The following is a 26,052-nucleotide window of genomic DNA, read 5'->3' as shown; positions in this document are numbered from 1 at the left end:
GGCCTGTGGAGTATGCTGTGCAGCAACATCGCGGCTGAGATCATTGCCACGGCCGGGTTTGACTGGGTGGTGCTGGATACCGAGCATTCGCCGAACGAATTGCCGATGGTGTTGCAGCAATTGCAGGCCATGCAGATCGATGCCAACACCGCGTCGCCGGTGGTGCGCCCGTCATGGAATGATCCGGTGCTGATCAAGCGCTTCCTGGATATCGGCGCGCCGAACCTGATCCTGCCTTTTGTGCAGGACGAGGTCGAGGCCAAGGCGGCGGTGGAAGCCACCCGCTATCCGCCCAAGGGCATTCGCGGTGTCTCCATGGCACAGCGCGCCAACCGTTATGGCTTGGTGGCGGATTACCATAAGCGGGTCGAGGAGGAACTCGGCGTCATCGTGCAGGTGGAAACCCTGGCGGCGGTGAACCGCATTCCGGAAATCGCCAAGCAGGATGGCATCGACGGTATCTTCATCGGCCCGGCCGATCTTTCCGCCGATGTGGGCCATCTCGGCAATGCCTCGCATCCCGAGGCCCAGGCGGCAATCATGAAGGCGCTGGAATTGTGCAAGGCGGCAGGTAAGCCGGCCGGCATCCTGGCGCCGAACGAGGATGATGCGAAGCGCTATTTCGATGCCGGCTTCACCTTTGTTGCCGTTGGCGTTGATCAGGGTCTGCTCACCAAGGCGACGCGCGATATCGTCAAGCGCTTCCGTTCCCATCTCGGCGCCTGAGCCGCGCCAGCAAAGCTTGCCACGCAGTTTTGCTACGCGTGCTGAGCCGGTCGAACAGATCCGGCTCGGCACGCAAAACCGCTTCGATGGTTTCGGCACCTGCGTTGGTTTCGCCCAATCTTAGCCCGGCGCGGGTCACCTGGCCGGCCTCGGTGTCCCGCACTGTCAGGGTGGCATCGCCGAAGCGGATGCGGTCGCCGATATGTGCCGCGCCGCCAAGCCGGCGTGCTACGGTCGCAGCGAGACTGAGGCTGGCCTCGGCTTCGTGCAAGGTGATGCCATACAGCGCCGATACCGCCTGCATCGGCGCACTGCCATTCAAGATGAATTCGTTTTCCGCTGGCAAGGCCAGATCGCCAGCACTGCCAAACAGCCGGTCAAGCCGGCCAAGATGCTGCGGTTCGCTGAGCACATACACATAATCATGCGGCCGCAGCGGCGCTGCGGCGCCTGGATCAAGCAATTGCTCATCGCGGATCAGCAGCACCGGCCGCACCCATTTCGGCAAGCCGCCAAGCCGCAGGGCCAGGCTGTCGGCTGGAATCGGATAGCCCACCATTTCATGGCTGAGCTGGCCCGGCAGGTCCAGTTCAACACGTTTGGCCGGTTCGCCAGCCTGCGGCAACACCATGCCAAGCTGACGCGCCGCGAAGGTGACCGTCCAGCCCTGCACCATGAGGGAAACCAGCACAACGAAGAAGGCCACATTGAAATAGATTTCGGCTTGCGGGATCCCGGATAGCATCGGGATGGCCGCCAGGAAGATGCTGACCGCGCCACGCAGGCCAACCCATGAAATGAAGGTCCGCTCGCGCCGGCTGAAACCGAACGGCAGCAGGCAGAGCCACACCGCCAGCGGCCGCCCTACCAGGATCAGGAAGGCGGCCAGCAGCAAGGCCGGCAGTGCGAAATCGAGCAGCTTGGCAGGCGAAACCAGCAGGCCGAGCATCAGGAACATAACAATCTGGCAGAGCCATGTTGCCGTATCATGGAAACTGATCACGCTGGGATAAGCGCGCAGCGGGCGATTGCCCAGCACCAGGCCGGCCAGATACACAGCCAGGAAGCCGCTGCCATCCAGCACAGCCGCCACGCCATAGACCAGCACCGCGCTGGCCACCACAAAAACCGGGTGCAGGCCGCTGGGTAATTCCACGCGATTGAGCAAGGTGGAAGCGAGAAAACCGCCGGCAAGGCCGATCAGACTGCCCAGGATGGCTTGTTCGCCCAGGCTGACCATCACGGTCCAGCCCAGGTCGCGCGGGCCTTGCAGCAGCAATTCAACCAGTAACACGGTGAGGAATACCGCCACCGGATCGTTGGTGCCGGATTCGATTTCCAGCACGGTGCCAACGCGGCGTTTCAGTTTCATGCCGCCGGTACGCAGCAGGAAAAACACGGCTGCGGCATCGGTGGAAGCCACGATGGCGCCAAGCAGCAAAGCGCCAATCCAGCTCAGATCGAGCAGCAGATAGGCGACAAAGCCGGTCAGGCCGGCGGTGATGAACACGCCCAGGGTTGCCAACACGGCAGCCGGTGCCAGCGTGCCGCGAAAACTGGCCAGCTTGGTACGCAGGCCGCCATCAAACAGGATCACCGCCAGCGCCAGCGAGCCGATCAGATAGGTGGTCTGGTAATCGCTGAATTGCAGCCCGCCCGGGCCGTCTTCGCCGGCCAACATGCCGACGAACAGAAACACCAGCAGCAGCGGGGCGCCAAAGCGGCTGGCAATCAGGCTGGAAAGCACACCAACAAGTACCAATAAGGCCCCGAGCAACAGGGCGGCGTTAACTATACCAATACTGGCCATGCGCGACTTTCCGTTGTTTGGAACCATGGTTAATAAGAATTGCGGCTGAAATGCGGCGCATTCGCACTGTGAAACAAAATACACTTTTGTAAAAACGCAGGAGCGGTATACTTAACAAATCATGGCTGACACGATCACTCCGATCCTGGCGACTAACCCGGTCTACCGCACAACACTGGATGCTCCGGTGTTTCCGGTGGCAACGGCGAAGATTGCCCGCATCACCGATGGTGCAGCGGCAGGCGTGGAAGTGAACCTGCAAGTGCTGCTGCGCATCGCCTCGGTGGTGGCCAAGGATCAGGCGGCAGATAATGCCAATCCCGATCCGCCGGTGCGGGAATTCAAGGATGCGCCGGTTTCCTATGATGGCAACGGCAATGGTCGCCGCATCTCGCCGGTGGAAGTCAACCAGATGTTCTGGATAGCCTGAATCACCATGCCTGCGGCCAGCGCGGCCCGGGCCGCAGCCGGCTCCAGAGCCATGCCACGGCCATCAGGATGACCAGCGCCAGCAGCAGCGGATCCACCAGGAACATCCAGCTGGCCTTGATATTCAGCACGATCAGCGGATTGGCGCCGGCCGGTGGATGCATGATGTTGCCCAGCTTCATCACCACGGCAATCAGCGCCACGCCCAGGGCCATGCTCCAGGCATGGGCGCCGACAGAGTAAAGCAGGCCGAAGCCGATCAGCGCGCCGAGCAGATGGGCGATCAGCACCGTGCGTGGTTGCGCGCCTTCATGATTGGGAAAGCAGAAAAGCAGCACGGCAGTGGAGCCGATCGAGGTGAGGGCAAGGCCATGCTCGGCATCAATCACCAGCAGCAGCAGGCTGAGCGCAACACTCATGCCGGTCAGCACCCACAGGCTTTCGAGCAGGCTGGTTCGGTTCATCAATTTTTCTCCTGGGGAAACAGGGGCTGCGTCGTGGCTTCACGGCCAGAGGGCAGCGCGGCAGCAGGATCGTTTATCCAGGCAGCAATATCGCGCCACACTCGTTCGGCCTGTAAATCGCGCAGCAGCATATGCCAGCCGGTATCATAAACGGCAATGCGGCGCTGGCCGCCCAGCCTGGCGGCAAAACGCTCCACCGGTTCCTTGCGGATCACCTGATCGTTCACGCCATACAGCAGCAGCAGCGGCAAAGCCGGATCAAGGCGCGGGCCGGCAGCCAAGGCCGCATCCATCAGGTTGACCAGGCCATATACCGCATCAATGCGGGTCTGTTTGATTACCAGTGGATCGGCGCTATAGCGCCGCAGCATCGGGATATTATCTGACGCCTGGATGCCGAGGCCACGACCGGAAAGCCGCAGCCAGGGCAAGATATGACTACTCAGCGCAAGCGTGACGCGGTAGCTCAGCGGCATGGTGGCGCGGCCCCATACTGCCGGCCCGACCAGGATGGCGCCATCGGGCAAATTCGTGTTGTCGGGTTCGGCCAGGGCAGCCAGCAGCACGGCGCCGCCCATACTTTCGCCAAGCCAGAAAAGCGGGCGGCCCGGATGTTGCTTGCGCAGCAGGCGGGTCAATTCTTTCAGATCGGCCTGCATACGCTCGGCGCCGGCCCAGAGGCCCGGATAGGGCGCGGCGCCAAAGCCGCGCTGGTCCGGTGCGTAGAGTGCGATGCCGCGCTCCCTGGCCCACCAGGCAGCCGGGTCGGCAAAGCCATTGCCGTAATCATTGAAGCCATGCAAAGCCAGGATCACGGCTTGCGGCTGGCGCGGTGCCTCAGGCTGCCAGCTTCGTAAGGGCATGACCGCGCCATCTTCGGCACGCCAGGCATTCTCCAGCAGGGCAGGCGTGGTTTGTGTTGTCCCGGAAGGTTGCAGTCGCGGTGCGCAGCCAGCCAGCGCCAGGAACAGTAGGGCAAAAAGCAGTTTCGCCATCAGTCGCTGGGTACCGCGCCAAGCATGGCGCCAAAATCGGAAACGCGGCTGATCCGCTCGGGCGGAAAACGCAGCCGGGCAATGGTGCCTTTGCCTAATTCACTGGTGAGCTGGATGCGGCCACCATGCAATTCCACCAGCCGGCGGGTGATCGGCAGGCCCAGCCCGGTGCCATCATATTGCTGCCGCACCAACTGGCTGCCGCCACGGGCAAAGGGTTCAAACACCCGCGCCACTTCAGCTTCGGCCATGCCGATGCCGGTATCGCGCACCGCGATTTCATACCAGCCATCGGCGGCCACGCCATGACTCACCGTCACGCTGCCGCCGGTGGGGGTGAATTTCACGCCATTGGCGGTCAGGTTGAGCAGCATCTGGCGCAGGGCGCGCTCATCGGCCCAGAGTGCAGCGTCGGCCTGGCCGGGCTCAGCCTGCAAAGTCACACCTTTGCTGCGCGCCTGCACATCCACCAGATCCAGGCAATCGGCCACCAGGCCGGCAATATCGATACGATCCTCGTTCAGTTCCACCCGGCCGGCTTCAATGCGGCTCATGTCGAGGATGTCATTGATCAGGCTCAGCAGATGCTGGCCGCTCTGCTGGATCGAGGCGACATATTCGGCATAACGCGCATTGTCGAGCGGGCCGAACAAGCCCTGATGCATGATGTCGGCAAAGCCGATCACGGCATTCAGCGGCGTGCGCAATTCATGGCTCATTGAGGCCAGGAAGCTGGACTTGGCCCGGTTGGCAGCCTCAGCCTGGCGCCGTGCCGCTTCCAGATCACGTGCCAGCGCGGTGAGATGACGATGCGCTGCATCGGTGGCAGTGGCCTGGCGCAATAGCAGGCGCGCCACAACCGCTACCACGGCGGCGCCGCCGAGCAGCAAGGCCAGCAGCAGCAGATACAATGTCTGCATGCGCCGGTCGGTATCGCCGATGCGGCCCTGCGTGATGCTGTTGGCGCGGGCGGTGAAGGCGCCGAATTCAGCACCAGCCGTGGCAAGCTGCCGCAACAATACATAGCCGGTATGATCGTCGCCGCTGACAAAGCGCTGCACCTGTGGCTCCCAGCGCCGGATTTCGCTGGCCAGGCCACGGAACAGCGGCGCCAGTTCGCGGTCATGCGTATACAATTCGGCGCTGCGGCCTTCCTCCAGTGCTCTTACACGGGCGATCAGTATGTCATAGGCCACCTGCACATCGTCGCGCTCGCGCTCCGGCATGCCGGCGAGCACTTCCGCCATACGGTTGCGCAGGGTCAGGTATTCGGCGCGTAACTGAGTGCCCTCAAAAATCACATTCTGCCGCATGGCGCGGGCGAATTCGCTGTGCTGCACATAGAGATAAGAAGCGATACCGGCAAAGGCCACAACGAATACGGCAGAGAAGATCAGCACAAAGCGGCGCGCCGATCCGATCAGATCATTGCGGCCGGTTGGTGCTGACTGAACCGCTGGTTCTTTTTGCGCCATGGCGGCTTAGCGGATTTCGAGGCGGCGCAGCTGCCATACCGAACGGGTATAGTAGCTTTCCTGACGCAGGGCTGCGTCGCCGTCAAACGGATAGATGATGAAGAGTGGGCCTTTGTCGCGTACGGTCATGTAGCTGCCATTCAGCTTCAGAGCCAGAATCAAGCCACGGTTTAGAAAATCTGCCACCGGCACCGCTGAGGCATAGTCATTCAGCGCCACTGCCTGCGCCATGCCATCGGGCTTGGCGCCCACGGCCTGCATCAGTGCCTTGCCCGGCACGCCATCAAAGCGTACGACACCGGTATGCCATGGCGTGCTGGTCTCAAAACCGGCCTGGCCCAATGCCTCCAGCATGGCGCGGTCAAAATGTGCCAGCTTGCCGCCCTGGGCATCGCTGGCATTGCCGCGTGTGATGGCGCCGCTGACAGTGAGGATGACCGGGCCGCTTGGTTGCGCCAGGGGAGTGGAGGGGCTTTGCGCCTTGACCGGGCCGTAGCCCTGGCCGAGCCAGCAGAGCAGTGCGATCAGCAGGGCGGTGAAAAGGCGCATGCGGAACATTTCCCCTGAAGATGCGAGGCCGCTGTAAACACTATTGTAAAGCAACTTTCGGCAGCGTGAAACTGCTTAGACGACGCAGCCGGAAAGCTCGGTTAGAGGGTGCGGGTCAGGCCGCCATCCACATCCAGGATGGCGCCGCTGATATAGGCGGCGGCCGGCGAGGCCAGGAAGGCCACGGCCCGGGCGATTTCTGCCGGCTCGCCAAAACGTGCCACGCCCATGGCGCGCGGCATGCGGCTGGCGGCTTCCTCGGCGGAAATGCCTTGTTCCTGGGCGAAGCTGGCGATGCGGGTTTTGAGCCGGTCGGTGGCGATGGTGCCCGGGTTGATGGCATTGACCCGCACGCCTTCGGTCACGCCGCGATCGGCCAGAACCTTTGTCAGGTTCATGCCGGCGGCATTCACACTGCCGCCGATGGCGAATTCAGCGCTGCCGGTGCGGCCACCCACGCCGATGATATTGACAATGCTGCCCTGCGCCGCTTTGAGCTGCGGCCAGGCGGCTCGGCTCAACCGCATGGCACCAAAGAATTTCAGCGCAAAGCCATCAGCCCAATCCTCGTCGCTCAAAGCCAGGAAATCACCGCGCTTGGTGGCGCCGGCATTGTTCACCAGCAAGTCGATGCGGCCGAAGCGCGCCAGCGTGGCCTGCACCAGATCGGCGCCGGCCTGCGGCTGGCGCAGGTCCATCGCTTGCACCAGACAATCGGTGGGCAAGTCGGCGGCCAATTGTTGCAGCAGGTCGGCCGAGCGGGCGGCCAGCACCAGCTTCATGCCGGCGGCGGCAAGCTCCACTGCGATGGCCCGGCCAATGCCCTTGCTGGCGCCGGTAACAATGGCCACCTTGTCGGTCAGTTGCAGGTCCATGAGGCTTTCTCCGGGTGTTGAGCGGTTTTATAGTTCGGACCCTAACAATCAAAGCCGGGGAAAAACAATGTTCAGGTCTGATCTGTTGCAAGGCAAGCGTATCCTGGTCACCGGCGGCGGCACCGGCCTGGGCAAGGCGATGGCACAGAAATTCCTTGAACTAGGCGCCGTGGTCTATATCTGCGGCCGGCGCGAAGGTGTGCTGCGCGATACCGCATTGGAGCTGAGCAGCGCCACCGGCGGCCAGGTCCATTACATGGCCTGCGATATCCGCGTGGCGCAGGCCGTGGATGAAATGATCGAGACGATCTGGCGCGATGGGCCGCTGGATGGTCTGGTCAACAACGCGGCCGGCAATTTTATCGCCAAGACCGAGCAGATGAGCCCGCGCGGCTTTGATGCCATTGCCAATATCGTGTTCCATGGCAGCTTCTATGTCACCCAGGCCTGCGGCAAGCGCTGGATCCCTGCTGGTCACAAGGCCAGCGTGATCTCGATTGTCACCAGTTGGGTGTGGACCGGCTCTGCCTTTGTGGTGCCTTCTGCGATGTCGAAAGCTGGCGTGGCGGCAATGACACAAAGCCTGGCTGTGGAATGGGGGCCGAAGGGCATCCGGCTCAATGCCATCGCACCGGGACCGTTTCCCACTGAGGGCATGACCAAGCGTCTGGCGCCAACCCCGGCACTGGAAAAGCGCATGATTGAGGCGATCCCGATGCGGCGGGTTGGTGCGATGAGCGAATTGACTAATTTCGCCGCCTTCCTGATGGCCGATGAAGTGGGCTATATTAATGGCGAAGTGATTGCCATTGATGGCGGCCAATGGCTCAACTCCGCCGGCGGCTTTGGCAACCTGCTTGAACTGACCGACGACGACTGGACCGAAATCCGCGCTGCCATCGAGGCGACCAACGCCAAGGACAAGGCGCAACGCAGCGTTTAGGAGATATCACCATGACCGGCATGCGGCTGGAACACGATTCCCTCGGCGAGCGTGAAATTCCGGCAGACGCCTATTACGGCGTTCAGACCCAGCGGGCCTTGGATAATTTCCGCATCTCCGGCATCGGGTTGAACCATTATCCACATCTGATCCGTGCCTTCGGCATGGTGAAGAAGGCGGCGGCTGCGGCCAATACCAGGCTGGGTTATCTGGCACCGGAAAAGAACACTGCGATTGCTGCCGCTTGTGACGATCTGATTGATGGCCGGCTGCATGAATGGTTCACCATCGATGTGTTCCAGGGCGGCGCCGGCACGTCCACCAACATGAATGTGAACGAGGTGGTGGCCAATCGTGGCCTGGAATTGCTCGGCCATGCCAAGGGCGAGTATGCCCATCTGCATCCGAATGACGATGTGAACCTGTCGCAATCCACCAATGACGCCTATCCCACGGCGGTGCGGCTGGCCACTTTGCTGAGCCATGCCGAACTGAGCCGGGCGCTGGAGCAATTGGCCGGCGAGTTCCGCAAGCGTGGTGAGGAATTCACCAGCATCGTCAAGCTTGGCCGTACCCAGTTGCAGGATGCGGTGCCGATGACGCTGGGCCAGGAGTTTGAGGCTTTTGCCATCAATATCCTGGAAGATGTGGCGCGTGGCGACGAAACCGTGCGCCTGTTCCATGAGGTTAATCTCGGCGGCACGGCGGTTGGCACCGGCATCAACACCGATCCGGATTATTCCGCCCTGGCGATTGCCGAACTGGCCCGGGTTTCCGGCCTGCCCATGGTGCGCGCCGCCAATCTGATCGAGGCAAGCTGGGATATGGGCGCCTTTGTGCTCTATTCCGGCATGCTCAAGCGCGTTGCCGTCAAGCTGTCGAAAATCGCCAACGATCTGCGGCTGCTATCGTCGGGACCACGCGGCGGCCTGAACGAAATCAACCTGCCGCCGATGCAGCCGGGCTCGTCGATCATGCCGGGCAAGGTCAATCCGGTGATCCCGGAAGTGGTCAACCAGGTCTGCTTCCAGGTCATCGGCAATGACATGGCAGTAACCATGGCGGCCGAGGCTGGCCAGCTCCAGCTCAATGTGATGGAGCCGCTGATCGTTCATAACGTGATGCATTCGCTGCAATTGCTGGTGCGGGCGGCGCGCACGCTGGCAGAATTGTGTGTTGCGGGCATCACCGCCAACGAGGATTACTGCCGGCGCCATGTCGAGGCCAGTATCGGTCTGGTCACGGCGCTCAATCCTTATATCGGCTATGAGCGTTCTGCGGCCCTGGCCAAGGAAGCAATCAAGACCGGCCGCACCATACGCGAATTGGTGCTGGAGAAGGGCTGGGTCGATGCCGGCCAGATCGATACGATCCTCGACCTTGCCGGCATGACGCAGCCACGCAAACGCTGAACCGCCTCAGAATTCCTTCCAGTCGTCGTCATCGGCCGCTGCCGGGGCCGGCTTAGACACCAGCTTTGGCGCCGGCTTGGCCGCCACCGGAACGGCGGGCTGCGATGCTGTGGGTTTTGGCGCGGCAGGCTTGGCGCCAGGCTTGATCACGCTGGCGGGCTTGATCACAGCCGCAGGCTTTATCGCTGGCGGCGGCGCTTTTGCGGTGCTTGGTGCCGCTGCGCTGGCCGGGCTTGGGTTATGGCCGCCGACCTGGAAGAAGCCGACCATACGGGTCAATTCCCGGGCCTGGTTGCTCAATGCCTGCGCCGCCGCCGAGGTTTCTTCCACCAGGGCGCCATTGCGCTGGGTCATTTCGTCCATGCTGGCTACGGCGGTGTTGATCTGATCCAGCCCGGTGGCCTGCTCGCGGCTTGCGGCAGCAATTTCGGCTACAATATCGGTCACCTTCTTCACCGCTGTGACAATATCGCCCAACGCGCCGCCGGCCTGGTTTACCAGACTGGCGCCGGTGCGCACCTGGCTGTTGGATTCCGCGATCAACGCCTTGATATCCTTCGATGCGCTGGCCGAACGCTGCGCCAGCGCGCGTACTTCCTGCGCCACCACGGCAAAGCCTTTGCCTGCCTCGCCGGCACGCGCCGCTTCCACGCTGGCATTGAGCGCCAAAAGATTGGTCTGGAACGCAATCTCGTCGATCAGGCCGACAATCTCGACGATCTTCTGGGCGCTGCCTTCGATGCCGCTCATCGCCCCCACCACTTCCTGCATCACATTGCCGCCCTTGTCGGCGGCATCACGCGCAGCCTGGCTGAGCTGGTTGGCAGCCTGGGCATTGTCGGCATTCTGCCGCACGGTGGCGGTGATCTCGTGCATCGAGGCGGCAGTCTGCTCAATGCTGGCGGCCTGCGCCTCGGTGCGGCTGGCCAGATCCTGGCTGCCGGCGGAAATCTCCGACGAGGCATCATTCACCGCTGCGGCGCTTTCGGTGATGCCGCGCACGGTGCTGCCGAGCTTCTCGCTGGTGGCGTTCACATTGTCCTTCAGCTTGGCGAATACGCCTTGATACTCGCCGCGCACACGCCGGGTCAGATCGCCGCCGGCCATGCCGGCCAGCACCTGGCCTACTTCATCAACAGCAGTTGCAACACTGCCCACCAGCCGGTTGATGCCGTCGCCCAGGCCCTTCATCACGCCGTGCAGATTGCCAGTGTCGATGCGCCGACCCAGATCGCCTGCTGCGGCAGCATTCACCACCAGGCCGACGGAGCGGTCGAGTTCAGCTTCCTGCTCGGCGCGATCACGCTCGCGCTGCTGGCGCTCCTGTTCCACCTGATTGCGCAGTCGCTCACTCTCCTGGCCATTCTGTTTGAAGATTTGCACCGCCTGGGCCATGCGGCCAATCTCATCGCGGCGCTGCAGACCATCCACCACGGCGCTGTAATCGCCGGTGGATAGTTTTTCCATGGTGCCGGTGAGCTCCAGCACCGGATTACGGATCGAGCGACCAATCAGCAGGGCAAAGATCACCGCCACCACCAGGGTCACCGGCGCAATAGCCGCGATCACCATCAGGGTGAGGCCAAGATTACGATGCAGCTTGGTTTCGTCCTCATCCAGATCGGCGCTGCGTTCAGTGGCAAGCGCCGCGCTTTCGGCGATGGCGGCATCGGCATGCTGCTGCAACCGGCCCTGCATATCGGCGCCGATCTTGCCAATGATGGTCATCACCTGCACCAGGCTGTCGCTGTAGGTCTTTGCTGCAGCGCGCAGTTCATTCACCGACCCGCCGCTGGATGTCATCGCCAGGCGTTCCGCCAGGGCTTCGGATTGAGTGTTAAGCGTGGCGGCAAGCTGGATGCTGCGGGCCAGCAATTCGGGCTTCGGCCGGTAGAGATATTGATAGGCCGCCGCGCCGATGGCGTTCAGGGTCTCCTGCACGCGGGTGGCCAGAAAGGCGGTCTGGTAATCATAGGCGCCTTCGGCGCGCTTGATGATGTCGGGCAATAGCTGGCGCAGTTTGGTCGAGGCCGGCACCGTATCCTTGGCAAAGATTGCATTGTAATCGGCGCGGGCCTTGACGATTTCCTCAACGACAATGCCAAAGCGCTGCACATCAGCCCGAATTTCCGCCAGACGCTGACGGTCTTGGTCACTGGCTTCGGCTTCGGCGCCGGCCAGGGTTTCCGGGATGCTGCGGATCATCTGGCGGGCTTTTTCAAGCGCCTGCTGGCTGTCGCGCTCGGTGTAAAGCATCACGTTGCGGCTGATCTCGATCACATCGCGCTCGGCGCGCAACACAGCGCGCACGGCATCCGACGATATGTCGTAGCGGCCAAAGAGCTGGCGCGCATTGTTGGCGCCAAACAGCCCGGCCCCGGCCACCGCGATCAGCAGCAGGATCACGATGCCAAAACCGATATTGATCCGGCCACCAATGGAGGTGTTGGAAAAAGCGCTGGCCGACATGGTGTTTCCTTCTGAAGCTGCCAAGTCGTCAGCATAGGCACTATCGCGTAATGCGGGAAAGTGTTTGCCCTGATACATTGGGTGGATAATCGGGTGGTATAATAAAACCGCTTTCATAAAAGTTGGCTTGACGGCGGAAATGGCGATTTTTAGGATGTATATACATGTCTAGTCATTAATATTTGTCACCGCGACGAAGGAGGCTGGAATGGTCGATCTGCTGCTGCAACCGGGCAAAGTGGGTTTGAGCGATTGGCGCCGGGTGGCGCGTTCGGCAGCGGGCGAGCCAAATTTGCGGCTTGATCCTGTCGCTCGCCCCGGGGTGGAGGCTGCCGTAGCCCTGGTGGCGCAGATTGTGGCCGAGAACCGGGTTGCCTATGGCATCAATACCGGTTTCGGCAAACTGGCGCAGACGGCGATCCCGACCAAAAAACTGGCTGAATTGCAGCGCAATCTTGTGCTGTCGCATGCTGTGGGCACCGGGCCTTTGCTGGCCGACGATGCCGTGCGCCTGATCCTGGCGCTCAAGGCGGCCAGCCTGGCGCGTGGCCATTCCGGCGTGCGCTGGCTGGTGATCGAGCGCCTGCTGGACTTTGCCAATCGCGGCATTCTGCCATGTATTCCGGCGCAAGGCTCGGTTGGCGCGTCCGGTGATCTGGCGCCGTTGGCTCATATGACGGCGGCCTTGATCGGCGTTGGCGAGGTGCGGGTGAACGGCCGCCTCATGCCGGCTTCGCAAGCCCTGGCCGCGGCCGGGCTGGAGCCGCTGGAACTGGCCCCCAAGGAAGGGCTGGCATTACTTAACGGCACGCAGGTTTCTGCCGCCCTGGCAATGCTCGGGCTGTTTGCGGCTGAGGATACCTTTGCCGCCGCGCTGGTTGCCGGCATGCTGTCTTTGGAAGCCGCCAAGGGCAGCGATGCGCCGTTTGATCCGCGCATCCATGTCTTGCGCGGCCAGCCGGGCCAGAGCGACACCGCCGCGCTGTATCGCAGCCTGTTGCAGGGCAGCCGGATCAGGGAATCGCATCTGGATTGCAGCCGGGTGCAGGATCCCTATTCGTTGCGCTGTCAGCCGCAGGTGATGGGGGCGGTGCTCGACCTGCTGCGCCAGGCGGCGGCGATGTTGGCGCGTGAGGCCAATGCCGTCACCGACAATCCCTTGCTGTTCGCCGATAGCGGCGAGGTCATCTCAGGCGGCAATTTCCATGCTGAACCAGTGGCTTTTGCCGCCGATATCCTGGCCCTTGCCTTGGCCGAGACCGGCGCTATTGCCGAGCGGCGCATCGCCTTGCTGACCGATCCGGTGTTGAGCGGCCTGCCGGCCTTCCTGGTGGCCGAGCCGGGGCTGAATTCCGGCTTCATGATCGCGCATGTCACGGCAGCGGCGCTGGCTTCCGAAAACAAACAACTGGCGCATCCGGCCAGTGTCGATTCGCTGCCCACCTCGGCCAATCAGGAAGATCATGTCTCGATGGCCACGCATGGCGCGCGTCGCCTGCTGGCGATGGCGCAGAATACCAGCACGATCATCGGCATCGAATTGCTTGCCGCCGCCCAGGGCATCGAGTTTCACCGCCCGCTGCATAGTTCGGCGCCATTGGAGGCGGTGCATGGCCTGATCCGCGCTGCTGTGCCGGCCTATGAGCGGGATCGTTTCTTCGCCCCGGACATCGCCGCCGCCGGACACTTGGTGCGTGCCGGAGCGTTTAACCGTTGGAGCAGCGAGCTTGTGCCATCTATGCAGGATGGCTATTCCCAATAATGGTGTGTGTTGCTATGATTTATCGGTAATTAAGTGCAATGGTGTAATTGAATGGCGCGCAGAAGCTGATTGTTTGCAGCCAAAAAGCAGTGGAGGGGTTGTTTACATGCGTTTTGCCCGGACTTTCAGTGTTTTATTGGCGGCATGTTTTCTCTTGGCCGCATGCCAGACAACATCGACCGAAACGGTCATCAAACGGCCTGATAGCGGCCCCGTGGCGGCGAAGGGATTAAATATCCTGTTCATCAATGCGGCGATGAAGGAGCGTTATTCTTCCGGCAAGGAAGCAGACAAGCTCGGGACGGCGCTCAAGGAGCAACAGATCACGTTGCGCAATGCCGTTGTTGGCCAGTTGCCCGGCCATCTCGCCAAAAAAAGCCTGAAAGCTGAAGCCATTTCCGTTGAGTTTGACCAGCAGGACAAACCAATCCCGCTTGGCCCTTTCGGCCAGCGGGACTTTCACCGGCTGTTGATCATGCCGATCGCGGCACAGGAATCATGCCGTGGCGGTGCCTGCCTGTCGGTATTCACGGTTTCAATGAAACTTATGGCGCCGGGCCAGAACAGCTCTGTCTGGGATGTAACCCTGAAAGAGCCGGAAGGCGGCCTCTGGCAGCAGAATGGCGATAACCGTTTCAACGGCTTCATGCTGGATATCGCCGAAAGCGTGGGGCGCATGGTGGCATCAGCCCCGTAAGGCGTTTACCGGCTTTGCCGTGATGTGAAAGTTTCGGCATGTAGAAGGCCGTATACAGCTTTTTTTATTGTTGGTTGAGGCAATGCAGGCAAGTATAGTTTCGCAATGTAGCAACTTGCGGTCAGGGCTGCGGATAGTTGCCGCAGTGGGGCGGCTAGGCATTGTGCCGCAGCGATGAAAAGCCCATAACCCCGCGTGTTTTGCAGCTTTTGCATGCAAGGTGAAGCGCGTTGCAGCCTCTCAAAGATATCCATCTGATCCAGCTCTACCAATATTGGGCCGGTCAGGTTGGCACAGACGGCGCCCTGCCCGGGCGCGAGGTTTTTGACGCAGCCAATATCGGACCCGCCTTGTTGCCCTGGGTGGTGCTGCATGATGTGGTGGAGCAGCCGCACGGCCCCTATGGCCGGCGCTATTACTACCGACTGGTCGGCACCGAGGTGGTGGCGACTTTCGGCTTCGATCCGACCGGGCGTTATGCCGATGAAGTGGGCGACACCGAGATGGTGCGCCAGGTGCATGCCTACATGGATGAAGCGGTAACAACCCGTCGCGCACATGTCAGCCACACTGCCACCATGGCGCCGCATAAGGAATACATCCGCACCGAACGCCTGATCCTGCCACTCGGTGGTCCCGATGGCAGCGTGACAAAGCTTATCGTTGTGCCGCTGGTGGTTGCGCGCGGCTGATTAGGGTGCGGGCCCTAGCCGGCGCCAATGGATGTTTTACAGGATGCTTCCGATTTGTTGCTGCCTGCCTGTAGTGTGACCGTGCCGGCTTTCCCGGCATGTCTGTCAAACAAGCAGAGAAAGAAGCAGCATGATTGCTCCCGATTTTGACATGGAGGCCTATGTCAAACAGGCCGCCGCCCTGGGCGGCTATACCATCACGCCACAGCAATTGCCCGGCGTGCTGGATAATATGCGGCGGATTGCCGGAACCGCGCAGTTGTTCCTGGAATTCCCGCTGCCTGATGATCTCGAAATTGCCGCAACCTTTGCGCCATGATTGATTTTACCAGCAAGGCGGCTGAAATCGCCACTGCCGTGACCGAGGGCCGCATCAGCGCTCTTGAGGCCACGGAAATCTCGCTCGCCCGTATCTCGGCAGTGAATGGCAAACTCAATGGCTTCACCACCGTTTTGGAGGATCGGGCGCGGGCCACGGCGCGTAAGCTGGATGCTGCTCGTGCTGCCGGCCAGCCGCTGGGGCCGATGGCCGGTGTGCCTTTCGCGGTGAAAAATCTCTATGACATTGCCGGTCTGCCCACAGTGGCCGGCTCGAAGATCAATCGCGAACACGCGCCGCGCGAAGCGGATTCGCCGCTGATCGAAAGGCTGGAAGCGGCCGGCGCGGTGCTGGTCGGTGCGCTCAACATGGGCGAATATGCCTATGATTTCACCGGCGAAAATTGCCATTACGGCAATGCCTGCAATCCGCATGATCCGACCCGCATGCCGGGTGGCTCGTCCAGCGGTTCAGGCGTGGCGGCGGCAAGTGGCATGGTGCCGCTGGCGCTGGGTTCGGATACCAATGGTTCGATCCGCGTGCCGTCCTCGTTTTGCGGCTTGTTCGGGTTGAAGCCGACTTTTGGCCGTTTGCCGCGTAATCGCAGCTTTCCGTTTGTTGCCAGCCTGGATCATCTCGGGCCGATGGCACGCAGCAGCCATGATCTGGCTCTGGCCTATGATGTGATGCAGGGGCCGGATGCCGCCGATCCGGTTTGCGCCCAGCGCGCGCTGGAACCAACACTGCCCAGTCTGGAGCAGGGCATTGATGGTTTGCGCATTGCGGTGGCGGATGATTACTTTGCCCGTGGCGGCGAGCCTTTGGCGCATGAAGCGGTAGAGGCCTTTGCCAAGGCATTGGGTGCCACCCGGCGTGTCACCATTCCGGAAGCACGGCGGGCGCGTGCAGCCGCCTATACCATGACCGCAATCGAAGGCTCCAATCTGCATCGCCAACGATTGCAGCAGCGCGCCGATGATTTTGATCCGGATACGCGGGATCGTTTCCTGGCCGGTGCGCTCTTGCCAGGTGATTGGTATGTGCAGGCCAATCGGTTCCGGCGCTGGTATCGCGCCCGCATGCAGGAGCTATTCCGTGACGTGGATATCCTGCTGGCGCCGGCGGCACCCTGCATTGCGCCAAAAATCGGCCAGCGCATGATGACCCTGGATGGTGTCGAAATGCCGGTGCGGGCCAATATCGGCCTGTTCACACAGCCGATCACCTTTGCCGGCCTGCCGGTGGTGGCAACGCCCTATGCAGCGGCAGCGCCGATGCCGATGGGGGTGCAGGTGATTGCTGCACCATGGCGTGAAGATCTGGCGCTGCGCGTTGCCCGTTATCTTGAGAAAGCGGGCGTTGCCGGCTCTCATGTAGCCTTATAAGGGCGGAGTTTCCGCCAATTTTTGTGGCGGCAATATGACTAACTGGACAGTAATATTGCCGCCACGCTAGTTTCAGGCGTGCTCTAGGCGCCATATTGATTGAGGCCGCATGCTTGATCGTGTTGATCCACCATTGGCGCAGGATAAATCGGAAATCCTGGAATGCAGCGTGAATGGCTGCCACACCAGGCTTGCCATCGAGCCGGGTGCCAGTCTGTTGGAAGCCTTGCGGAATGGGCTGGGTTTGACGGGTAGCCGTTTTGGCTGCGGGCTGGAGCAATGCGGTGCCTGCATGGTGCTGGTGGATGGCCGGCCGCGCCCTGCCTGTCAGCTTTTTGCCCCGGATGTGAATGGCCGCCAGGTCATCACTATTGAAGGTTTGCACAAGGATGCTGCTGGCCAGGATTTGCTTGCGGCATTTTTGCAGCATCAGGCCGGGCAATGCGGCTATTGCCTGAGCGGCATTGTGGTTACCGCCTTTGCCTGGTTGCGCGATCTGCAGCACATGCCGAACCGGGCCGAGATTGCTGCCGCACTGGATCCGCATCTCTGCCGTTGTGGTGCGCAGCCGCGTATTCTGGCGGCGATAGAGGCGGCTGCAAAGCAGCGCCTTGCTGGCGGTTTGGCATGACAAGGCCATTGCCAAAAAGCATTCTGGATAACCCCCGCCTGGAAAGCTGGTTCTGCCTGGCGCAACCGGGGCGGCTGGGCATACGCAGCGGCAAGGTTGAACTGGGCCAGGGCATTCTCACTGCTTTGGTGCAGATTGCCGCCGATGAATTGGGCTTGTCGCCTGAATCGATTGACATGTTGCCGTTGAATACCGCTGCGGGGCCGGATGAATGGCTCACCGCCAGTAGCCAATCGATTGAAACCGGTGGAGCTGCATTGCGACTGGCCGCCGCTTGCCTGCGTGATGCGGCGCTGGCAGCGGCGGCAAGCATGCTGAACCTGGCGCCACAGGCCCTCTCAATGCAGCAGGGCAATATTCTTGCAGATGGTACACCGACGGGTGTTTCACTCTGGTCGGTGGCTGAAAGGATAAATTGGCGCCAGTCAATTCACGCCGAACAAAGCTTGCTTCCAAGCCAAGGCAATCGACTGGTGGGGCAATCCTTGCCGCGCCGCGATCTGCCGCAAATCCTGGCCGGCAGCGGTTTTCTGCATGATTTGATTTTGCCTAACATGCTGCATGGTCGCGTATTCCATGCTCCCTGCTTAGGGGCGAGCTTGCGGGATGTGCCGGCTGCAAATTTTCATCAGCGTTATGGCGATAAATGTCGATTAGTGCGACGCGGAAACTTTCTGGCACTGATCGCCGGTAGTGAAAGTCTGGCGCGGCAGGCGGCTGCATATTTGGAACCCATGCTGGGTTGGGATGCGCCGCACATGCAGATTCCGGAAGAGGTCGCGCCATGGCTGCAAAGCGCACCGACCAAAGTAATGCACGATGATCCGCAGCCGGCTTTGCCGGCAGATACAATCCAGGCCACTTATAGCCGGGCTTTCCTACTGCATGGTGCAATAGGGCCCAGCTGTGCCGTGGCAGAGCAGCAGGGTGATAAGCTGAAAATCTGGTGCCATAGCCAGGGTTTGTTCAACCTGCGCAGCCAGATTGCCCGTGTGCTGGGCTATGCGCCACAGATGTTGGAATTGGAGCATCGGCCCAGTTCAGGCTGTTATGGCCATAACGGCGCCGATGATGTGGCATTAGAGGCGGCCTTGCTGGCTGATGCGATACCGGGCTATCCGGTGCGGGTGCTATGGACCCGACAAGATGAAATGCGCGCCACCAGCGGCTCAGCCATGGTTATGGAATTGAGCGCCGGGCTGGATCAGGCGGGCCTTATCCAGGGCTGGCGCGCCAGTATTTCCAGCGGCACACATTCCAGCCGACCCGGCGCCGGTGGCGATATAAATCTGGCGGCGGCAACCGCCTGCGATGCCGGCTTTGCGCCAAAAAACTTAAGCGATGTGGCCGATGCGGTGGGCAGCGGCGCTTTGCGAAATGCAGTGCCGCTTTATGACCTGCCCGCAGTCAGCCTGCAACATCGCCTGTTGCATGACCTACCCTTGCGCACATCGTCGCTGCGTGCTTTGGGTGCGCATCCGAATGTATTTGCCATTGAGGGCTTTATTGATGAATTGGCGGAAAAGGCCGGCTGCGACCCGCTGCTCTTCCGGCGTCGCCATTTGAGCGATGCCCGCGCCCTGGCGGTGCTGGATAAAGTGGCCGAAATGGCGAACTGGCAGGCAAATGCCGAGACAAGCACAGGCCGCAGCCAGGGGATCGGGCTGGCGCGCTACAAGAACAAGTCTGGCTATTGTGCGGTGATTGCAGAGGTTGAGGTCGAGGAAGCGGTTCGCGTTACGCGCATATGGTGCGCCGTGGATGGCGGCTGCATTATCAATCCGGATGGCGCGCTGAACCAGATTGAAGGCGGTGTTGTGCAATCAATCAGTTGGAGCCTGAAGGAAGCGGTGCGGAGTGTGGATGGTGTTATGGCCAGTGTGGATTGGCAAAGTTATCCTATACTGCGCTTTTCCGAAGTGCCGCCGATAAAAACCTGCCTGCTTAAGCGCCCGGATCAGCCGCCGCTTGGGCTTGGCGAGGTATCGCAAGGGCCAACTGCTGCGGCATTGGGCAATGCAGCCAGTCGGGCGTTGGGGCAACGCCTGCGCCATTTGCCATTGAGCCGCGAACGCCTGATGGCGACATTGCTGCGGCAGGAATGATGCCAAAGCCAGCAATTAGTGCCGAATTATTTGGCAGCTTGCGCGGAAAATCCGCTATCTTTTTGTCGCTTGACCATATGAAGTTTATCACATTAGACTGACCAGATAGTCTATTATTCCTGAAGCATGATGAAGGTCATGTGGATGGCTTCAGGTAGCTGGGTGGGTGGTGCCATGGGTGGTGTGCAATCAGCGTCGGCTGCGGCTGGCGCGGCGATGATTTTTGAAAAAGACGTGCCGATTGAAGTGGGCGATGGCACCGTGCTGCGCGCCAATGTGTATCGTCCGCAGCAGGCCGGTCGTTATCCTGTTGTGATGGCGCTGGGCATCTATGGCAAGGACATCCATTTTGCCGATGGCTACAAGCCGCAATGGGAAACCCTGACCCGGATTTATCCTGGCATAGACCGCGATGGCAGCTCTGGCCAGCATCTGCGTTGGGAACTGGTTGATCCCGAACGCTGGGTGCCGGCGGGATATGTGGTTATTGCAGTCGATTCGCGCGGCAGCGGCAAGTCGCCCGGCTATCTCGATCCGTTCTCGCCGCGCGAGACCCAGGATTATTACGACGCCATCGAATGGGCTGGCGTGCAGCCCTGGTCAAATGGCAAAGTCGGCACCATCGGCATTTCCTATTACGGCATCAAACAATGGCAAGTGGCGGCCTTGCGGCCACCGCATCTGGCGGCGATTTGTGTTTGGGAAGGTGGTTCCGATCTTTATCGTGACTGGAGCCATCATGGCGGCATCTTCAGCCACTTGTTTCCAACCGCATGGTATCCGCGCCAGGTGCTGCCCAACCAGCATGGCAATGCCGACACGCATTACCGCGAGCGTGATACCGGTCTGCCGAATACCGGCGCAGCGCTGAGCCAGGCAATGTTAGCCGGCAACCGCGCCAATCATCCCCAGGACTTGCTGCAACATCCGCTGGATGATGCCTGGTACAAGGCGCGTTCGCCAAATCTGTCGCGTATCGAAGTGCCGTTGTTATCAGCCGCCAATTGGGGTGGCGCCGGCTTGCATCTGCGCGGCAATATTGAAGGCTATCTGCGCGCCGGCTCGTCGCAGAAATGGTTGCAGATGCATATCGGCACCCATTTCGAAAGCTTTTATCTGCCGCAATTTGTGCAACGCCAGCAGCGGTTTTTTGATCACTTCCTCAAAGGTGAGGATAGCGGCTGGCTGGAGGAACCGAAGATCAATCTGTTTGTGCGGCGGCCGGATGGCGGGGCCTTCCGTGCCGAGCAGGAATGGCCGCTGGCGCGCACCGACTGGACCCGGTTGCATCTGGATGCTGCGGCCAGGGCATTGCTGCCCACCACGCCGCAGCAGGAAGCCCGGGTCAGCTACCGCGCGCTGGGTGAGGGCGTGAGCTTCACCACGCCGGCTTTTGAGCAGGAAACCGAATTCACCGGCCCGCTGAAGGCGCATCTGTGGATTAGCTCCAGCACAGCGGATATGGACCTGTTTGCCACTTTGCGCATGTTTGATCCAGCTGGCAAGGAAGTGGCCTTCACCGGCGCCAGCGATCTAACCCCGGTGGCACGCGGCTGGCTCAGGGCTTCGCACCGCAAGCAGGATGCGGCGATGACGCTGCCTTACCGGCCCTATCACAGCCACGATGAGGTGCAGAAATTGACCCCCGGCGAGGCTTATGAGCTGGATGTTGAAATCTGGCCCGCCAGCATTGTGTTCCCGGCGGGTTATCGCCTGGTGCTGACAATTCAGGGGCGTGATTTTGAAACGCATGATATCCCAGGCCGTATTCTGCATAACAGTGAACAGGATCGGCCGCGTGCGGAATTTGACGGGCTCTGCTCGATCCTGACTGGACCTGAGCATGATTCTTATCTTTTGCTGCCTCGTATTCCGGGCTGAATGGTGCGCCGATGAAACTGTCTCAACTTGAATATGCGCGCCCCGGCAGTGTGGATGAAGCCATTGCGCTGTTGCAGGCCAATGAGGGCGCCAAGATCATCTCCGGTGGTCAAAGCCTGATTCCGGTATTGGCATTCCGGCTTTCAGCGCCGCCGCTGCTGGTGGATATCGGCAAGCTGGAGCCGTTGCGCCAGGTGACCATAACGGCCGGGCAAACCCGGCTGGGTGCACGGGTGCGCTGGTGTGAGATTGAGCGCCACACTGCTTTGCGTGTGGCACAGCCTTTGCTCGCAGCCATGATCGACCAGGTGGCGCATTACCAGATTCGCAATCGCGGCACTGTGGGCGGCAGCCTGGCGCATGCTGATCCGGCGGCCGAAATGCCGGGTGTGGCGGTGGTTTGTGATGCGGTGTTGCGTATCGCCGGCCCTGCTGGCATCCGTGAAGTGCCAGCGGCCGAGTTTTTTGTTGGGCCATTGCAGACCGTGCTGGCCGATGAAGAGATCATTCTGGAAGTGATGCTGCCGGCCTGGCCAGCAAGCCGGCGCTGGGCTTTTGAGGAATTCGCCCGGCGCCAGGGCGATTTTGCTTTGGCCGGTGTGGCGGCGCATTACGATATTGATGCCGCTGGCCTGATCAGCAACATGCATGTTGGTGTGATTGGCGCCGATCTGATTCCGCGCCGGCTGCATGATGTGGAAGCGTTGCTCAATGGCAGGCGGCTAGATGCTGCTTTGATCGAGCAGGCATCCGCTCTGGCTGCCGCCAGTGTCAATCCGATGAGCGACCTGCATGCCGATGCGCATTACCGCAAGGCCCTGGTCGGCACATTGCTGGAGCGTGTGCTGCATCGCTCCATGCAGACGCAGTAGGAATAGATCATGCCCGTAGAATTCAAACTCAACGGCAAGCCGGTGGAATTCACCGGCGAAGCACGCACCACGCTGTCCGATTGTGTGCGGCATCATTTTGGCCAGACCGGCACGCATGTTGGTTGCGAACATGGCGTTTGCGGTGCCTGCACCATATTGGTGAATGGCGAAGCGGTGCGTTCCTGCCTGATGCTGGCACCATAGGCCGAGGGCTGTGATGTGGTGACGGTGGAGGGCCTGTCAAATGACGATGCCTTAACGCCTTTGCAAGCGGCTTTCCGCAAACACCATGCGCTGCAATGCGGCTTCTGTACCCCAGGCATGATCACCACCGCGCATGCGTTGTTGACGCATGAGCCGGATGCCGACGTGGATCGTATCCGCCATGTCTTGTCTGGCAATATCTGCCGCTGCACGGGCTATCTACCCATCATTGAAGCGATCCTGGAAGCCAGGGCGGCCTATGCCAAGCCAGTTGCCGCAGCGGAGGGCCAGCCATGAGCCTGTTGGCGCCTGCGATTTCCAGTGGCCAGCCTGCCATCGGCCAGGCCATTGAGCGCGTGGAGGATTTCCGCCTGCTGCGCGGCAAGGGCAAGTATATTGATGATCTGTCGCTGCCTGATCAGTTATATGCCGTGATGGTGCGCAGCAATGTGGCGCATGGCATCATCCAGCGGATTGATGCCTCGGCAGCTTTGGCTTTGCCCGGCGTGCATGCCGTGCTGACCGCCGACGATATCGGCCAGCCGGTGCCGACAATTCCGGTGCGCCTGTTCGGCATTCCGGAATACCTGCCATTCCAGCAGCCGGTGATTGCCCAGGGCAAGGTGCGTTATGTTGGCGAGCCGATTGCCGTGGTGATTGCCGATAGCGTGGCGCTGGGCGAGGATGCACTGGAATTGATAGAGGTGGATATCGAGAGCCTGCCGCCAGTGGCCGATATCACTACCTCATGCGCTGATGAAGCGCTGCTATTTGAAGCGCATGGCTCCAACAAGGCGCATTATTTCAAAGCCAGCAAGGGCGATGCCGATGCGGCTTTCGCCACGGCTGACTATACCCGGCGCGAGCAATTCTATGTGCATCGCCATACCGGCGTGACCATGGAATTGCGCGGTGTGCTGGCCCATTGGGATGCCAATGCCGGGCATATGACCGTGTGGGGCGCGCATAAGGTGCCATTCGCCAATCGTCGCATCCTGGCCAATGCCATGGGGCTGGCCGAAGAAGCGGTTGACATGATCGAAGGCGATAGCGGCGGCAGCTATGGCGTGAAGGGCGAGTTCTTCCCAGAGGATTTCCTGGTGCCCTATGCCGCCAAGCTGATGAACCGGCCGATGAAATGGACCGAGGATCGGCGCGAGCATCTGTTGGCGATCAGCCATGCGCGCGATTTTTCCTGTGATATCGAAATTGCCTGTAATCGTGATGGCCGCGTGCTGGCCATGCGGGGCGAGGTATGGGCCAATATCGGTGCCTATATGCGCACGGCAGCGGTGATCAGTCCGCGTAATGCCGGCCAATTCCTGTCCGGCCCCTATAAGGTGGAAAACCTGCATATCGACGTGGCAATGCAGGTTTCCAACAAATCACCCTCCGGCACATATCGCGGCCCGGGTCGTTATGAAGCGGATTTTTTCCGCGAGCGGCTGTTTGATCTGGCCGCAAAGGATTTGGGGCTTGATCCGGTTGAGTTCCGCCGCCGCAATCTGGTGCCGGAATCCGACATGCCATATCCATTGCCGAATACATTGCCGGTGCCTAATCCCACGGCGCTGGATAGCGGCGCTTATGAAATACTGCTGGATCGTGGCCTAGCCGAGGCCAAGTGGTATGAGAAGCAGCATCTGCAAGGCAAGTTGATCGATGGCCGCTATCATGGTTTGGCCGTAAGCTGCTTCATCGAAGGTGGTGCCGCCGGTCCCAAGGAGGGCGCCCGTATTGTCATCGAGGCCGATGGCATTGCCTCGATTTATGTCGGCTCGTCCGGGGTTGGTCAGGGCGCGGAAACCATCCTGGGCCAGATTGCTGCCGATGCGCTGGATATTCCTTACGAGCAGGTGCGGGTATTCCTGGGCTCCACCACTTACGTCAAGGAGGGCTGGGGTTCTTATCACTCGCGCTCCACGGTGATGGGTGGTTCGGCGATCCTCGATACTGCCGAGCAGCTCAAGCTTAAAATCCGTGAAGCGGCAGCCAAGCGTTTCAATTGTGCACCGGAAGAGGTTGAACTGGCGCGCGGCGTCGCTGCTGCTCGTGACGGCCGGCAATTGAGCCTGGCTGAACTGGCCGATCAGCAATTGAGCGCCGAGGGCAGTTTTTCCAATCATCGCCACACCTACGCTTATGGCACGCATGTTGCGCATGTGGCGGTTGATCCGCGCACCGGGCATGTTGAGGTGGTGGATTACACTGCTATTGAGGATGCGGGGCGCGTGATCAATCCGCTCACGTTGCACGGCCAGTCCATCGGCTCGATTGTGCAAGGCCTGGGCGGCACATTGCTGGAGCATCTGGTGTATGACGAACATGGCCAGATGCTGAGCGCATCCTTTGCCGATTATCTGATGCCATTGGCGACCGATTATCCCAATATCAACTCGATCTCCATCGGCCTGCGGCCCTCGCCGTTCAATCCGCTGGGGGCCAAGGGCGCGGGCGAGGGCGGCACCATTCCGGTAGGCGGCATCATCGCCAATGCCGTGGCGAATGCCTTGGCGGATTTTGGTGTTGAGCCAAAGGAATTGCCGCTATCGCCGCCGCGCGTGTGGGCAATGATCCAGGCGGCGCGCGAGAAACACCAGGCAGGTTAACATGCCGGTGCACAACGCTTTTTGCTGCTTAAATATTGACTGAACAGTTAGTGTGAAATTATTGAGGTTGAAGCAGATGGTGCAGGTTATCAACTCTTTTGTGCCCGGGCAGATTGTGCCGTCGGAAGGCGGTTTTGATCTTGTGCGGCCGGAAGATGGCGTGGTGATCGGCCGCATCGCAGAGGCCGGCGAGACCGGCGTGGCAGTGGCGGTGGCATCGGCACGGGCGGCTTTTACTGCCCAGCGCAACACGCCATTGCATCAGCGCGCCAAATGGCTGCGGGATGGGGCTGCGGCGCTGAGCGCGGATGCTGCAAAGGTTGCCACATTGATCGCCGAGGATGTGGGCAAGCCGATCCGCCTGGCGCGCTTTGAAGTGCAGCGAGGTGCTGAATTCATGCTCGCCTGTGCTTCGGCCATCGAAACTTTGCCGGCCGGTGAAATGCTGCCGCTGGATGCGGCGGCAGCCGGCACTGGTTTGATCGGCTTCGCTCGCCGCGTGCCGTATGGCGTGGTGGCGGCAATCACGCCGTTCAATGCGCCGGTGAATCTGCTGGTGCAGAAGGTGGCGCCAGCCATCGCTGCCGGTAATGCCGTCGTGGCCAAGCCGGCGCCGGCGGGCACCCGCACGGCTCTGCGCCTGGCCGAGCTGTTTCAGGCTGCCGGCTGGTCTGATGGCTTGTTCAATGTGGTGACCGGCGATCGTGCTGCCGCCCTGGCTGTGTCGGCGCATCCCGATGTGCGGGCG

General features: G+C 60.9%; 24 protein-coding genes. 17 read left to right on the top strand and 7 right to left on the bottom strand.

Going from position 1 to position 26,052, the window contains the following annotated elements; translation table 11 throughout:
* On the top strand, positions 1-726 hold a 726-nt coding region (locus tag KBB36_RS16030; protein ID WP_290983088.1), incomplete at its 5' end, for an aldolase/citrate lyase family protein.
* Here KBB36_RS16030 and KBB36_RS16025 read toward each other — a convergent pair.
* On the bottom strand, positions 695-2,536 hold the full coding sequence (locus KBB36_RS16025; protein ID WP_290983085.1) for a potassium/proton antiporter: 1,842 nt from the start codon (positions 2,534-2,536) through the stop codon (positions 695-697). The genes KBB36_RS16030 and KBB36_RS16025 overlap by 32 nt on opposite strands.
* 121 nt (positions 2,537-2,657) lie before the next feature.
* On the opposite strand from KBB36_RS16025, the gene KBB36_RS16020 reads away from it, so the two are divergent.
* A complete protein-coding gene (locus KBB36_RS16020) occupies positions 2,658-2,966 on the top strand; it encodes a hypothetical protein (RefSeq protein WP_290983083.1) in 309 nt (102 codons plus the stop codon).
* 1 nt (position 2,967) lies between these two features.
* Here the strand turns inward: KBB36_RS16020 and KBB36_RS16015 are convergent, their stop codons facing one another.
* The 5 genes from KBB36_RS16015 to KBB36_RS15995 all read right to left on the bottom strand — a co-directional run bounded on the left by KBB36_RS16015 (position 2,968) and on the right by KBB36_RS15995 (position 7,323).
* Complete coding sequence (locus KBB36_RS16015) at positions 2,968-3,429, bottom strand: HPP family protein (protein WP_290983081.1); 462 nt, start codon at positions 3,427-3,429, stop codon at positions 2,968-2,970.
* Positions 3,429-4,424, bottom strand: coding sequence for an alpha/beta fold hydrolase (locus KBB36_RS16010; RefSeq protein ID WP_290983078.1), 996 nt, complete (start codon positions 4,422-4,424; stop codon positions 3,429-3,431). The genes KBB36_RS16015 and KBB36_RS16010 overlap by 1 nt, the downstream gene beginning before the upstream one ends.
* Positions 4,424-5,899: an ATP-binding protein gene (locus KBB36_RS16005; RefSeq protein ID WP_290983075.1), complete on the bottom strand. Its 1,476-nt coding sequence runs from the start codon at positions 5,897-5,899 to the stop codon at positions 4,424-4,426. Before KBB36_RS16005 ends, KBB36_RS16010 begins: the two co-directional genes overlap by 1 nt.
* A gap of 6 nt (positions 5,900-5,905) precedes the next feature.
* Positions 5,906-6,448, bottom strand: a complete 543-nt coding sequence (locus tag KBB36_RS16000) for an oxidoreductase (RefSeq protein ID WP_290983073.1) — start codon at positions 6,446-6,448, stop codon at positions 5,906-5,908.
* Between the two features lie 101 nt (positions 6,449-6,549).
* Positions 6,550-7,323: an SDR family oxidoreductase gene (locus KBB36_RS15995; RefSeq protein ID WP_290983070.1), complete on the bottom strand. Its 774-nt coding sequence runs from the start codon at positions 7,321-7,323 to the stop codon at positions 6,550-6,552.
* A 67-nt stretch (positions 7,324-7,390) separates the two neighbouring features.
* Between KBB36_RS15995 and KBB36_RS15990 the strand changes: the two genes are divergently transcribed.
* Both KBB36_RS15990 and KBB36_RS15985 read left to right on the top strand, forming a co-directional pair.
* The gene (locus KBB36_RS15990; protein WP_290983067.1) at positions 7,391-8,266 is read left to right on the top strand and encodes an SDR family oxidoreductase; all 876 of its coding nucleotides are present in this window, start codon (positions 7,391-7,393) and stop codon (positions 8,264-8,266) included.
* 11 nt (positions 8,267-8,277) lie between these two features.
* Positions 8,278-9,678 carry an aspartate ammonia-lyase gene (locus KBB36_RS15985; protein ID WP_290983064.1) on the top strand — a complete coding sequence of 467 codons (1,401 nt, stop codon included), beginning with the start codon at positions 8,278-8,280 and terminating at the stop codon, positions 9,676-9,678.
* A gap of 6 nt (positions 9,679-9,684) precedes the next feature.
* Here KBB36_RS15985 and KBB36_RS15980 read toward each other — a convergent pair whose 3' ends face one another.
* Positions 9,685-12,147, bottom strand: a complete 2,463-nt coding sequence (locus KBB36_RS15980) for a methyl-accepting chemotaxis protein (RefSeq protein WP_290983061.1) — start codon at positions 12,145-12,147, stop codon at positions 9,685-9,687.
* Positions 12,148-12,355: 208 nt separating this feature from the next.
* Here KBB36_RS15980 and hutH point away from each other — a divergent pair, with 208 nt between their 5' ends.
* From hutH to KBB36_RS15920, 13 genes are all read left to right on the top strand, one after another.
* Positions 12,356-13,909, top strand: a complete 1,554-nt coding sequence (hutH, locus tag KBB36_RS15975; protein WP_290983058.1) for a histidine ammonia-lyase — start codon at positions 12,356-12,358, stop codon at positions 13,907-13,909.
* 106 nt (positions 13,910-14,015) lie between these two features.
* On the top strand, positions 14,016-14,606 hold the full coding sequence (locus KBB36_RS15970) for a hypothetical protein (protein ID WP_290983055.1): 591 nt from the start codon (positions 14,016-14,018) through the stop codon (positions 14,604-14,606).
* Between the two features lie 230 nt (positions 14,607-14,836).
* Positions 14,837-15,298: a PAS domain-containing protein gene (locus KBB36_RS15965; protein WP_290983052.1), complete on the top strand. Its 462-nt coding sequence runs from the start codon at positions 14,837-14,839 to the stop codon at positions 15,296-15,298.
* A gap of 130 nt (positions 15,299-15,428) precedes the next feature.
* Positions 15,429-15,617 (top strand): DUF4089 domain-containing protein, encoded by a 189-nt coding sequence (locus KBB36_RS15960; protein WP_290983049.1) that lies wholly within the window; start codon positions 15,429-15,431, stop codon positions 15,615-15,617.
* Positions 15,614-17,002, top strand: a complete 1,389-nt coding sequence (locus KBB36_RS15955) for an AtzE family amidohydrolase (protein ID WP_290983046.1) — start codon at positions 15,614-15,616, stop codon at positions 17,000-17,002. Before KBB36_RS15960 ends, KBB36_RS15955 begins: the two co-directional genes overlap by 4 nt.
* A gap of 109 nt (positions 17,003-17,111) precedes the next feature.
* Complete coding sequence (locus tag KBB36_RS15950) at positions 17,112-17,633, top strand: 2Fe-2S iron-sulfur cluster-binding protein (protein ID WP_290983043.1); 522 nt, start codon at positions 17,112-17,114, stop codon at positions 17,631-17,633.
* The gene (locus tag KBB36_RS15945; protein ID WP_290983040.1) at positions 17,630-19,738 is read left to right on the top strand and encodes a molybdopterin cofactor-binding domain-containing protein; all 2,109 of its coding nucleotides are present in this window, start codon (positions 17,630-17,632) and stop codon (positions 19,736-19,738) included. The genes KBB36_RS15950 and KBB36_RS15945 overlap by 4 nt, the downstream gene beginning before the upstream one ends.
* Before the next feature lie 138 nt (positions 19,739-19,876).
* Complete coding sequence (locus tag KBB36_RS15940) at positions 19,877-21,619, top strand: CocE/NonD family hydrolase (protein WP_290983038.1); 1,743 nt, start codon at positions 19,877-19,879, stop codon at positions 21,617-21,619.
* A gap of 11 nt (positions 21,620-21,630) precedes the next feature.
* On the top strand, positions 21,631-22,491 hold the full coding sequence (locus tag KBB36_RS15935) for a xanthine dehydrogenase family protein subunit M (protein ID WP_290983035.1): 861 nt from the start codon (positions 21,631-21,633) through the stop codon (positions 22,489-22,491).
* A gap of 9 nt (positions 22,492-22,500) precedes the next feature.
* The gene (locus tag KBB36_RS21015) at positions 22,501-22,695 is read left to right on the top strand and encodes a 2Fe-2S iron-sulfur cluster-binding protein (protein ID WP_366933212.1); all 195 of its coding nucleotides are present in this window, start codon (positions 22,501-22,503) and stop codon (positions 22,693-22,695) included.
* Positions 22,696-22,713: 18 nt separating this feature from the next.
* Positions 22,714-22,992 carry a 2Fe-2S iron-sulfur cluster-binding protein gene (locus KBB36_RS21010; RefSeq protein ID WP_366933211.1) on the top strand — a complete coding sequence of 93 codons (279 nt, stop codon included), beginning with the start codon at positions 22,714-22,716 and terminating at the stop codon, positions 22,990-22,992.
* Positions 22,989-25,304: a xanthine dehydrogenase family protein molybdopterin-binding subunit gene (locus KBB36_RS15925; RefSeq protein WP_290983032.1), complete on the top strand. Its 2,316-nt coding sequence runs from the start codon at positions 22,989-22,991 to the stop codon at positions 25,302-25,304. The genes KBB36_RS21010 and KBB36_RS15925 overlap by 4 nt, the downstream gene beginning before the upstream one ends.
* Positions 25,305-25,380: 76 nt before the next feature.
* On the top strand, positions 25,381-26,052 hold a 672-nt coding region (locus KBB36_RS15920), incomplete at its 3' end, for an aldehyde dehydrogenase family protein (RefSeq protein ID WP_290983029.1).

The sequence above is a fragment of the Ferrovibrio sp. genome (assembly GCF_017994015.1).
Taxonomy (GTDB): domain Bacteria; phylum Pseudomonadota; class Alphaproteobacteria; order Ferrovibrionales; family Ferrovibrionaceae; genus Ferrovibrio.
The sequence above is the reverse complement of the archived record's forward strand: the minus strand, read 5'-3'. Positions and strand labels throughout refer to the sequence as shown.

What these genes read in the sequence shown, in the direction of transcription:
- KBB36_RS15995 (WP_290983070.1), bottom strand. Translation starts at nt 7,323, where the DNA reads ATGGACCTGCAACTGACCGACAAGGTGGCCATTGTTACCGGCGCCAGC.
- KBB36_RS15950 (WP_290983043.1), top strand. Translation starts at nt 17,112, where the DNA reads ATGCTTGATCGTGTTGATCCACCATTGGCGCAGGATAAATCGGAAATC.
- KBB36_RS16005 (WP_290983075.1), bottom strand. Translation starts at nt 5,899, where the DNA reads ATGGCGCAAAAAGAACCAGCGGTTCAGTCAGCACCAACCGGCCGCAAT.
- hutH (WP_290983058.1), top strand. Translation starts at nt 12,356, where the DNA reads ATGGTCGATCTGCTGCTGCAACCGGGCAAAGTGGGTTTGAGCGATTGG.
- KBB36_RS16010 (WP_290983078.1), bottom strand. Translation starts at nt 4,424, where the DNA reads ATGGCGAAACTGCTTTTTGCCCTACTGTTCCTGGCGCTGGCTGGCTGC.
- KBB36_RS15980 (WP_290983061.1), bottom strand. Translation starts at nt 12,147, where the DNA reads ATGTCGGCCAGCGCTTTTTCCAACACCTCCATTGGTGGCCGGATCAAT.
- KBB36_RS16025 (WP_290983085.1), bottom strand. Translation starts at nt 2,536, where the DNA reads ATGGCCAGTATTGGTATAGTTAACGCCGCCCTGTTGCTCGGGGCCTTA.
- KBB36_RS16000 (WP_290983073.1), bottom strand. Translation starts at nt 6,448, where the DNA reads ATGCGCCTTTTCACCGCCCTGCTGATCGCACTGCTCTGCTGGCTCGGC.
- KBB36_RS15960 (WP_290983049.1), top strand. Translation starts at nt 15,429, where the DNA reads ATGATTGCTCCCGATTTTGACATGGAGGCCTATGTCAAACAGGCCGCC.
- KBB36_RS15955 (WP_290983046.1), top strand. Translation starts at nt 15,614, where the DNA reads ATGATTGATTTTACCAGCAAGGCGGCTGAAATCGCCACTGCCGTGACC.
- KBB36_RS15940 (WP_290983038.1), top strand. Translation starts at nt 19,877, where the DNA reads ATGTGGATGGCTTCAGGTAGCTGGGTGGGTGGTGCCATGGGTGGTGTG.
- KBB36_RS15925 (WP_290983032.1), top strand. Translation starts at nt 22,989, where the DNA reads ATGAGCCTGTTGGCGCCTGCGATTTCCAGTGGCCAGCCTGCCATCGGC.
- KBB36_RS15945 (WP_290983040.1), top strand. Translation starts at nt 17,630, where the DNA reads ATGACAAGGCCATTGCCAAAAAGCATTCTGGATAACCCCCGCCTGGAA.
- KBB36_RS15985 (WP_290983064.1), top strand. Translation starts at nt 8,278, where the DNA reads ATGACCGGCATGCGGCTGGAACACGATTCCCTCGGCGAGCGTGAAATT.
- KBB36_RS16020 (WP_290983083.1), top strand. Translation starts at nt 2,658, where the DNA reads ATGGCTGACACGATCACTCCGATCCTGGCGACTAACCCGGTCTACCGC.
- KBB36_RS15970 (WP_290983055.1), top strand. Translation starts at nt 14,016, where the DNA reads ATGCGTTTTGCCCGGACTTTCAGTGTTTTATTGGCGGCATGTTTTCTC.
- KBB36_RS16015 (WP_290983081.1), bottom strand. Translation starts at nt 3,429, where the DNA reads ATGAACCGAACCAGCCTGCTCGAAAGCCTGTGGGTGCTGACCGGCATG.
- KBB36_RS21015 (WP_366933212.1), top strand. Translation starts at nt 22,501, where the DNA reads ATGCCCGTAGAATTCAAACTCAACGGCAAGCCGGTGGAATTCACCGGC.
- KBB36_RS15935 (WP_290983035.1), top strand. Translation starts at nt 21,631, where the DNA reads ATGAAACTGTCTCAACTTGAATATGCGCGCCCCGGCAGTGTGGATGAA.
- KBB36_RS15990 (WP_290983067.1), top strand. Translation starts at nt 7,391, where the DNA reads ATGTTCAGGTCTGATCTGTTGCAAGGCAAGCGTATCCTGGTCACCGGC.